Annotated in this window: 8 protein-coding genes (1 of these 8 cut by a window edge); all 8 read right to left on the bottom strand. The window is 38.1% G+C overall.

Going from position 1 to position 10,000, the window contains the following annotated elements; translation table 11 throughout:
• A protein-coding gene (locus tag EHLA_RS00040) for a Fe-S-containing hydro-lyase (protein WP_096238846.1) crosses the window boundary here: on the bottom strand, positions 1-382 show its 5' portion. Its footprint begins 167 nt before the window's first position; only the first 382 of its 549 coding nucleotides appear in the window; its start codon is at positions 380-382; the stop codon falls past the left edge of the window.
• A gap of 16 nt (positions 383-398) precedes the next feature.
• On the bottom strand, positions 399-1,241 hold the full coding sequence (locus EHLA_RS00035) for a fumarate hydratase (RefSeq protein ID WP_096238845.1): 843 nt from the start codon (positions 1,239-1,241) through the stop codon (positions 399-401).
• Between the two features lie 70 nt (positions 1,242-1,311).
• Positions 1,312-3,843 carry a DNA gyrase subunit A gene (gene gyrA, locus EHLA_RS00030; RefSeq protein ID WP_096238844.1) on the bottom strand — a complete coding sequence of 844 codons (2,532 nt, stop codon included), beginning with the start codon at positions 3,841-3,843 and terminating at the stop codon, positions 1,312-1,314.
• Positions 3,844-3,855: 12 nt separating this feature from the next.
• Positions 3,856-5,787 (bottom strand): DNA topoisomerase (ATP-hydrolyzing) subunit B, encoded by a 1,932-nt coding sequence (gene gyrB, locus EHLA_RS00025; protein WP_096238843.1) that lies wholly within the window; start codon positions 5,785-5,787, stop codon positions 3,856-3,858.
• A 66-nt stretch (positions 5,788-5,853) separates the two neighbouring features.
• On the bottom strand, positions 5,854-6,954 hold the full coding sequence (recF, locus tag EHLA_RS00020; protein WP_096238842.1) for a DNA replication/repair protein RecF: 1,101 nt from the start codon (positions 6,952-6,954) through the stop codon (positions 5,854-5,856).
• A 17-nt stretch (positions 6,955-6,971) separates the two neighbouring features.
• Complete coding sequence (locus EHLA_RS00015; protein WP_021906150.1) at positions 6,972-7,178, bottom strand: RNA-binding S4 domain-containing protein; 207 nt, start codon at positions 7,176-7,178, stop codon at positions 6,972-6,974.
• Positions 7,179-7,238: 60 nt separating this feature from the next.
• Positions 7,239-8,351 carry a DNA polymerase III subunit beta gene (gene dnaN, locus EHLA_RS00010; protein ID WP_096238841.1) on the bottom strand — a complete coding sequence of 371 codons (1,113 nt, stop codon included), beginning with the start codon at positions 8,349-8,351 and terminating at the stop codon, positions 7,239-7,241.
• 314 nt (positions 8,352-8,665) lie between these two features.
• Positions 8,666-10,000 (bottom strand): chromosomal replication initiator protein DnaA (gene dnaA, locus EHLA_RS00005; protein ID WP_021906148.1); only part of this gene is annotated, 1,335 nt, incomplete at its 5' end.

The raw sequence follows: 10,000 nt of genomic DNA, 5'->3' as shown, positions 1-10,000 counted from the left end.
CTGCTCCACCTACCGCTGCAAAGTATACTGCACCATTTCTCTTCATAGCCTCTATAACTTCTGGAGAACGCTTTCCTTTTCCTACCATGCCTTTTAATCCCTTATCAAGCATTTCTGGAGTATACTTATCCATACGACTGCTTGTAGTCGGACCTGCAGAACCGATAACCTGTCCTTCTCTTGCCGGACTTGGTCCAAGATAATACAGAACATTCCCATTAAGCTCTATTGGTAATGCTTCCCCTTTATGCATGCTTTCATACATTCTTTTATGCGCTGCATCTCTGGCAGTATAAATAATTCCGGACAGATATACATAGTCCCCTGCTTTTAAAGTATTGATATCTTCTTCAGAAAGTGGAACCTGAATTGTTCTATTCATAACTGTATACCTCCCCTTATAAACTTCTTACTGCGTGACGATTTACATGACAGCACATATTAACAGCAACAGGCAGACCTGCAATATGTGTAGGATACGTATTAATATTTACAGCTAATGCCGTAACAGTTCCTCCAAGTCCCGCTGCACCAATTCCAAGAGCATTGACTCTTTTAAGGACATCCTCTTCCATTGCTTTTATAGAAGGAAGATCAGAATGTGTTCCTACAGGTCTTGTCAACGCCTGCTTCGCCATGAGAGCTGCTTTTTCAAAGGTACCGCCAATACCAACACCAACTACAACAGGTGGGCATGCATTAGGCCCTGCATCCTGTACAGCAGATACAATAGCATTCACTGCGCCTTCCATACCATCTGCCGGCTTAAGCATAAATACTCTGCTCATATTTTCGCTTCCAAATCCCTTCGGTGCTACGGTAAGCTTGATATTTTCTCCTGGAACGATACTGTAATGAATAACCGCAGGTGTATTATCTTTTGTATTTTCTCTGATAAAAGGATCATTTACTACTGACTTACGCAGATATCCTTCCACATATCCGTCATGTACACCTTTATTGATAGCATCTGTGAGAGAACCTCCCTCAATATGTACATCCTGTCCTACTTCCGCAAAAACGACAGCCATTCCAGTATCCTGACAGATCGGTATCTGTTCTTCTCCCGCAATAGCAAGATTCTCTTTCAACTGATTAAGAATCTGGCAGCCAAGAGGATTCTCCTCCTGGTCTGCCGCTTTATACAAAGCATTCTTCATATCATCGGAAAGATAGTAATTAGCTTCTATACACATTTCTTTTATGTTTCTTGAAATTTCGTCTACATGAATTGAACGCATCTTTTTACCTCTTATATTCAATGACATAACAACTGTGAAAAGCATTCTTATTGATCATAAGAAAGCTTCTTTATACTTCTTCCTGTGTTGCTTCTTCCTCTGTGGATTGAGGCTCTGCTTCATCCTCTTCTACTTCTGCAAAATCCTCTTCCTCTTCAAATCTGACTTTTGCAACACTGGCAACTTTAATACTGCTTTCTGAATCAATATTAATAAGTTTTACACCGGAGGTATTTCTGCCAATAACAGAAATCGAATCACTCTTCATCCGAATCACAATACCTTCTGTAGTGATCAGCATAATTTCTTCTTCCGGCTTAATTGTCTTCACTCCGACAACATATCCTGTCTTGTCGGTGATCTTATAACATCTTAAACCTTTTCCACCACGATGCTGTACGGTAAATTCATCAAGAGGTGTTCGTTTACCCATACCCTTTTCAGATACGATCAATAAATCATCACCTTCAGAACGAATCTGCATTCCAACAACTTCATCTGTGTCACCAAGATTCATTCCAATCACACCCATAGAAACTCTTCCGGTTTCTCGTACATCCTGGAGTTTAAATCGGATACACTGTCCCTCTTTTGATACAAGGAAAATATCCTCATCCTCGTCTGTCTGCTTTACTTCGATCAGCTCATCGCCTTCTCGCAGGGAGATTGCTGCCAGACCGTTCTTTCGAATATTCTTATACTCATCAAATCCTGTTTTCTTTACAAGACCGTTTCTTGTAGCCATAACGAGATAATGCTGTTTACCGTCTTCTAATAACGGAATGATCGCTGTAATCTTTTCTTCCGGCTGAAGCTGAAGAAGATTGATAATATTCACTCCTCTTGCTGTTCTTCCTGATTCCGGAATCTCGTATCCTTTCAGACGATATACACGACCTTTATTTGTAAAGAACATAATATAATTATGGGTACTTGTCATAAATAAATCTTCGATATGATCTTCATCAATGACATTCATACCACGTATTCCCTTACCACCACGATTTTGACTATGGAAGTTATCCGGTGTCATACGCTTAATATATCCCAGTTTGGAGAAAGTAATAATCGCATCTTTTCTTGGAATCAATGCCTCATCACTTAAATCTTCCATATCCATCTCGATGGATGTTCTTCTATCATCACCATATTTATCACGAATAAGAAGTATTTCTTCTCGAATTACTCCTAAAAGAACCTTTTCATCTGCAAGAATCGCTTCTAATTCCGCAATCTTTTTCTCAAGTTCATCATATTCGTTCTGAAGCTTTTCTCTCTCTAAACCTGTCAACGCACGAAGACGCATATCTACGATTGCCTGTGCCTGTGCCTGTGAGAATTCAAAACGTCTCATCAGATTATCTCTTGCTTCAGAAACATTCTTAGATGCACGTATAATTTCTATCACTTCGTCAATATGGTCTAATGCTTTTAAAAGACCTTCTAAAATATGCGCTCTTTCTTTGGCTTTATTCAGCTCATATCTCGTTCTTCTTGTGACAACATCCTTCTGATGATCCAGATAATGTACAAGCATTTCTTTTAAGTTAAGAACCTTTGGCTGATTATCTACAAGCGCAAGCATGATGACTCCAAAAGTATCCTGAAGCTGTGTATGTTTAAATAACTGCTTTAATAATACATTGGCATTCACATCTTTACGTGTCTCAATACAGATACGCATACCGCTTCTATCAGATTCATCTCGTAATTCTGTGATTCCATCTACTCTCTTTTCTTTTACTAAATCAGCAATCTTTTCAATTAAACGTGCCTTATTTACCATATATGGAAGCTCGGATACGATAATTCGCTGCTTTCCATTCTTCATTGGCTCAATGTTTGTCACCGCACGTACTTTAATCTTACCTCTTCCCGTACGATAGGCCTGGTCAATACCCTTTCGTCCAAGAATAGCCGCACCTGTTGGGAAGTCCGGTCCTTTTACGATTTCTAAAAGCTCATCAATATCCGTCTCTCGGTCTTCCTGTACCTGATTATCGATAATCTTTACGACACCGTCGATCGTTTCTCTTAAGTTATGCGGTGGAATATTCGTTGCCATACCTACGGCAATTCCCTGTGCTCCATTTACAAGAAGATTTGGAAACCTTGATGGAAGAATACTTGGTTCTTTTTCTGTCTCATCAAAGTTCGGTACAAAATCAACCGTATCTTTGTAAATGTCCGCTGTCATTTCCATGGAAATCTTAGATAATCTTGCCTCTGTATAACGCATGGCAGCCGCGCCATCACCGTCCACAGAACCAAAGTTTCCATGACCGTCCACCAGTGGATAACGGGTAGACCAGTCCTGTGCAAGATTAACTAATGCACCATAAATAGAACTGTCACCATGAGGGTGATATTTACCCATTGTATCACCGACGATACGAGCACACTTTCTGTGAGGCTTATCCGGTCCGTTATTCAACTCAATCATAGAATAAAGAATTCTTCTTTGCACCGGCTTTAAACCATCTCGTACATCTGGAAGAGCTCTGGATACAATTACACTCATAGCATAATCTATATAAGATTTTTCCATGGTATTCTTTAAATCCACCTCATGGATTTTATCAAAAATATTACTATCGTCCATTCTATCCTCCTGTTAGATATCCAGATTCTGTACATACTTTGCATTGGCTTCGATAAATTCTCTACGTGGTTCTACACGATCTCCCATGAGAGTATCAAATGTCATATCCAATTCGGAAGCTGCATCATCATCCATATTTACACGTAATAAAATTCTCTTTTCCGGATCCATCGTTGTCTCCCATAACTGAGATGCATCCATCTCACCAAGACCTTTATATCGCTGAATCTTATTGTTTCCGTCTCGTCCGATATCCGTCAGTATTGTATTTAACTCTTCATCACTGTAGGCATACCACACCTTTTTATTCTTCTCCACTTTATACAGTGGCGGCTGTGCCAGATATACATGACCTTCTTTAATAAGCTCTGGCATAAAACGATATAAAAATGTAAGCAATAATGTTGCGATATGCGCACCGTCTACATCGGCATCCGTCATAATAATGATCTTATTATATCTAAGCTTTGTAATATCAAAGTCTTCATGAATTCCTGTTCCAAATGCTGTGATCATCGCACGTATCTCATTATTCACAAGAATCTTGTCGAGTCTTGACTTTTCTACATTCAAAATCTTTCCACGCAATGGAAGAATGGCCTGCGTTGCACGACTTCTTGCTGTTTTCGCTGAACCACCCGCAGAATCTCCCTCTACGATATAGATTTCACAATTCTTTGGATCTTTATCTGAACAGTCTGCCAGCTTACCTGGAAGGCTCATTCCATCAAGCGCAGACTTTCTCCTCGTTAAATCTCTTGCCTTTCTTGCTGCTTCTCTTGCTCTTTGTGCAAGTACCGCTTTCTCACAGATCATCTTTGCAACATTCGGGTTCTGCTCTAAGAAATAAGTAAGCTGCTCACTTACTACACTGTCAACTGCACCACGTGCTTCACTATTTCCAAGCTTCTGCTTTGTCTGACCTTCAAACTGAGGCTCAGGAATCTTGATGCTGACAATCGCAACCAAGCCCTCCCTGATATCATCACCGGTAAGATTCTGCTCATTATCCTTTAATAACTTATTCTTTCTTGCATAATCATTAAATGTTTTTGTAAGCGCACTTCTAAAACCAGCCAGATGTGTTCCACCTTCCGGCGTTGTAATATTATTTACAAAGCTGTAGACACCTTCGTTATAAGAATCATTATGCTGCAAGGCAACTTCTACGAATACATCGCCCTTTTTTCCCTCACAGTAAATTACTTCAGAATAGAGTACTTCCTTACTTTTATTCAGATATTCTACATATTCGCGGATTCCGCCTTCATAATGGAATGTCATGGAAACTTCTTCTTCTGGTCTTCGGTCTGTAAGAACAATCTTTAAATCCTTTGTTAAAAATGCCATCTCACGAAGACGCTGTTTTAACACTGCAAAATCGAAAACAGTCTCTTCAAAAATGGTCGGATCAGGGAGAAAACGTACCTCGGTACCTCTTCTATCTGTATCTCCTACCACTTTCAGCGGATACATAACCTTTCCACGTTCATATCTCTGACGGTAAATCTTTCCTTCATGGAAAATATCTACTTCAAGCCATGTGGACAGCGCATTAACAACAGACGCACCTACTCCATGTAATCCGCCGGATACTTTGTATCCTCCACCACCAAACTTTCCTCCTGCATGAAGGATGGTAAACACAACTTCTACTGCTGGAATTCCCTTTTTCTTGTTAATTCCTACAGGAATACCACGACCATTATCTCTGACCGTAATAGAATTATCTTCATTGATGTACACCTCTACTGTATTACAAAATCCAGCTAATGCTTCATCAACTGCATTATCTACAATCTCATATACCAGATGATGGAGGCCCTTGGATGAAGTACTGCCAATGTACATACCAGGCCTTTTCCGTACTGCTTCAAGACCTTCTAAAATCTGTATTTGATCCGCACCATATTCCTGCCCCGCAGAAATCTGTTCTTCACTCATAATTCAACCTCCTGTCAAAACTTAATCAAATAATTATACCATAAATATTGCCATTTATTCAACTTCTTAAACCAAACCCTCTGTTTTTTCTTCCTGTACACGCCCCTCTGTCACACGAAATACCTTGTCCAGTGAGATACGGCTGTTAACAAAATCATCCAGTCCGGTACATGAGATCAGTGTCTGTATATCCTGAATACTTTCCAACAGCCATGACTGCCTTCCAGCATCTAATTCTGATAATACATCATCAAGAAGTAAGATTGGTTTTTCTCCTGTTACCTGCTCAATCAATCGAATCTCCGATAATTTTAACGACAGTGCTGCCGTTCTTTGCTGTCCCTGCGAACCAAACTTACGGATGTCGATCCCTCCGACCTTAAAACGAAGATCGTCCCTGTGTGGACCTGCTGTTGTTGTACCTGAGGATATATCTTTATTCCTTCTTGAATATAACTGTTCTCTAAATTCCTCCGCAGAAACATTTTTCTCATACTCTACTTTCATCTGCTCTTTTCCACCGGTAAGCTGACTATGAATTCTTGCCATCATCTCATCAAGAAATTGTACAAATTCTTCTCTTTTTTTTATGAGAAACTGTCCTGCTGTCAAAAGCTGTTCGTCCCATCCATCCAATGTTTCGATCAAGGCAGGATAGAGATTAATCTGTTTTAAAAGATTATTCCGCTCATTTAAAATCTTATTATAAGCAATCAATTGCTGCAGATATCCCTTGTCAATCTGGCTTAATTCCATATCAAGAAACCGCCTTCTTCCCGCCGGACCTTCTTTTATGATTGATAAATCTTCCGGTGAAAAAAAGACGATGTGCATCATTCCAAGAAGTTCTCCTGAACGTCGTACCGGCACACCATCTACCGCAATTCCTTTATTCTTATTTTTCTTTAAATGAACATCTAAGCGATGGGATAACGAATCTTTCTGAAAAAAAAGACGAATATGTGCCTCGTCCTCTCCAAAACGAATCAATTCTTTATCTCTGCTTCCCCTGTGAGATCTGGAAGTTCCACTTACATAAATAGATTCTAAAAGATTCGTCTTCCCCTGTGCATTATCTCCAAAAAAAATATTTACTCCAGGAGAAAACTCCACTTTAACCGAATCAAAATTTCTGTAATTATTTAATTCAATCGATTCTACAAACATGGAGTCCTCCCATATATTTATTTTACTACTCGTACTTCGTCGCCTTCGAACTCAAAAACATCACCGTCATAAAGCTTTCTGCCTCTTCTGGTTTCCACTTCACCATTAACGGTCACCTGACCATCCTGAATCAGCATCTTTGCATCAATTCCTGATGATACGATACCAGCAGCCTTCATAGCCTGTCCCAGTTTAATAAATTCATCTCTTAATTTTAATTCCATATTCTTTCTTAAAATTCCCTTCTTATTTTGTCCGTCACTCGCGAACAAGTTCGTTAAAATTTATACATTGCTGTTGCTTACATTGATTGGTAAGATCAGATACAGATAAGAAGATGTCTCATCTCTTATAATACAAGGGGCAATAGAGTTCATCAAATATATCGTAACTTCTTCTTCATCAATTACTCGAAGAGCATCTACCAAAAACTTCGGATTAAATCCAATCACGATATCCTTACCTTCTTTACCAATTGAGATCTGATCTTTCATAGAACCAATCTGTGAAGAAATCATAAGATTCATCTGTTCATTTTCAATTTTAAGAATAATCGGCTTCTTATCTGATTCTTTTACAAATAAAGTGGAGCGGTCAAGACAACGCAATAATTCCATTTTATTAATTGTCAACTTTGTTTCGTAATCATTAGAAAGCATTTGTCCGATATTATAAAACTTACCTTCTAATAATCTTGAAACTACCTTTGTATTATCAAACTCAAATAAAATGTGCTTATCTGTTAAATATAAATTCACTGTATCTTTTGCTTCGCCAGGAAGAATTTTACTAACTTCAGATAAAGTTTTACCTGGAACAATAACTTCCATTTTTGAATAAGATTCCTGAAGCTCAATATTACGAACAGAAATTCTATGTCCATCAAGGGAAGTTACGGTTAGTTTATTATTCTCAATACTTAAAAGTTCACCTGTCATCAATTTATTATTTTCATTATCCGATACGGAAAAAATTGTCTGTCTGATAACTTCTTTTAAGTCAAACTGAGAAAGAGTAATTTTATTTTCTTTTTCAATTTCTGGTAAGTGAGAGAAATCATCTCCCTTTCTTCCCATGATACTGCATTGAATCTGTTCACATTCAATATTTGTCTTTCCGGCTTCATCTGTTTCGATATAAACATCATTATCAGGAATCTTTTTGATGATCTCTGAAAAGATTTTTGCTTCAAGTGCAATCTTACCAGGTTCAAGAATTGTTCCCTGAATTACTGTTTCTATGCCAAGTTCTGTATCATTGGCAGTTAATTTAATACAATCATCAAATGCTTCAATAAGGATACATTGGAGAATTTCCATTGTTGTCTTATTGGACACAGCTTTCGATACGGTATTTACTCCGTATAAAAATTGATTCTTAGGGCATGTTATCTTCATAAATGTGTATAACTCCTTTCGGTGTGAAATATATATAAATATAATAAGTTATCCGCAGTAGTAGTAGTAGGGGGTGTTAGGGATGTGAATAAGTGGTAAGAGGCCGATAATACAAGGATTTTCGAAAAGGATAACTATGAGGATAAGTGTGTGAATAAAAAAATAGTTATCCACATAGAAAAAAGTCCGCAAAAGTTATCCACATCCATCCACAGGCAATTCACATCGAATCTGAATAGAATGTGGAAAAAAATAAAGGATAGTCTCCAGCGTTGTGAAGACACCTTTATTTTCTGTTTCTTCTATATTAATGCCTACGTTGGCGGGTTCAATTTTTTAATGATAATATCAAGGTTGCTTTTTAATGTTTCATCGGTTTCGAGCATCTTATTGATTTTATCGTGTCCATGGATAACTGTAGTATGGTCACGATTTCCCATAATTTTTCCGATATTCTGGAGAGAATAATCGGTATATTTTCGGGAAAGGTACATACATATCTGACGAGGATTCGCAATTTCCTTATTTTTCTTCTTGGATATGATGTCAGATACAGAAATATTATAATGTTCTGCGACAACGTCCATGATTAGCTGCGGTGTTACTTCTTTTTGACATTCGATGGTGTCTTTTAAAGCGTTCTCAGCTAATTCTAAGGTAACAGGCTTCTTTTCAAGATTTGCAAAAACAAAAATTTTATTTAAAGCACCCTCCAATTCACGAATATTGGAATTGATGTTCGTAGCGACATACTGCATAACTTCCGGATCAATATCAAGACGTTCTAATTCGGCACGCTTTTTTAAGATGGCCATCTTTGTCTCATAATCAGGTGGCTGGATATCTGCGGTGATTCCCCATTCAAAACGAGATCGCAGACGTTCTTCTAAAGTAGCAATCTCTCTTGGATGTTTATCGGAAGAAATGACAATCTGTTTCTTTGCTTCGTGAAGTTCGTTGAATGTATGGAAAAATTCTTCCTGAGTACTTTCTTTTCCAATTATAAACTGTATATCATCGATCAACAGGACATCAATATTACGATATTTGTCGCGAAATTCCTTATTTTTATCATGTTTTAAGGAATCGATCAGCTCATTTGTAAACTTTTCGGAAGTGACGTATAAAACACGCAGATCCGGACGATTATTAATAATATGATGAGCGATGGAATGCATCAAATGTGTTTTTCCAAGACCAGCTCCTCCATATAAAAAGAGAGGATTGTATGCTCCGCCGGGTGATTCGGCTACAGCAACGGAAACGGCATGGGCCATCTTATTGGTAGGACCTACGACAAAGGTATCAAAAGTATATCTTGGATTTAAATTACCAATATATTCTGCAGGAACAGTAACTTTTGCTGGTTCAGGCTGCGATGCTGCAGAATTGGAGTCGGTAAAAAGAATTTTAAATTGCTTTCCAGTAACCTGTTCTATCGCCATAGAAAGGTAAATGTCATAGTATTTATGCTTTATAAATTCGATACCACGTGGTCCTCGTACCATAAAAAAAGTGATACTGTCATCCGAAATTGTCTGAATAGTTAGCGGTTGTATCCAAGTATTCACAGCAACTTCGGAAATTTCATGCTCTTTTACGAGAATATTTAGAATTTCTTGCCATTTTGACTCAATTAATTCCTTCAT

Source organism: Anaerobutyricum hallii (genome assembly GCF_900209925.1).
In the GTDB taxonomy this organism is placed as follows: Bacteria; Bacillota; Clostridia; order Lachnospirales; family Lachnospiraceae; genus Anaerobutyricum; species Anaerobutyricum soehngenii.
The sequence above is the reverse complement of the archived record's forward strand: the minus strand, read 5'-3'. Positions and strand labels throughout refer to the sequence as shown.

Bases quoted from the DNA above. Each gene is read 5' to 3' on its own strand.
- gyrB (WP_096238843.1), bottom strand. From the start codon at position 5,787: ATGAGTGAAGAACAGATTTCTGCGGGGCAGGAATATGGTGCGGATCAA.
- dnaN (WP_096238841.1), bottom strand. From the start codon at position 8,351: ATGAAGATAACATGCCCTAAGAATCAATTTTTATACGGAGTAAATACC.
- gyrA (WP_096238844.1), bottom strand. From the start codon at position 3,843: ATGGACGATAGTAATATTTTTGATAAAATCCATGAGGTGGATTTAAAG.
- recF (WP_096238842.1), bottom strand. From the start codon at position 6,954: ATGTTTGTAGAATCGATTGAATTAAATAATTACAGAAATTTTGATTCG.
- EHLA_RS00015 (WP_021906150.1), bottom strand. From the start codon at position 7,178: ATGGAATTAAAATTAAGAGATGAATTTATTAAACTGGGACAGGCTATG.
- EHLA_RS00035 (WP_096238845.1), bottom strand. From the start codon at position 1,241: ATGCGTTCAATTCATGTAGACGAAATTTCAAGAAACATAAAAGAAATG.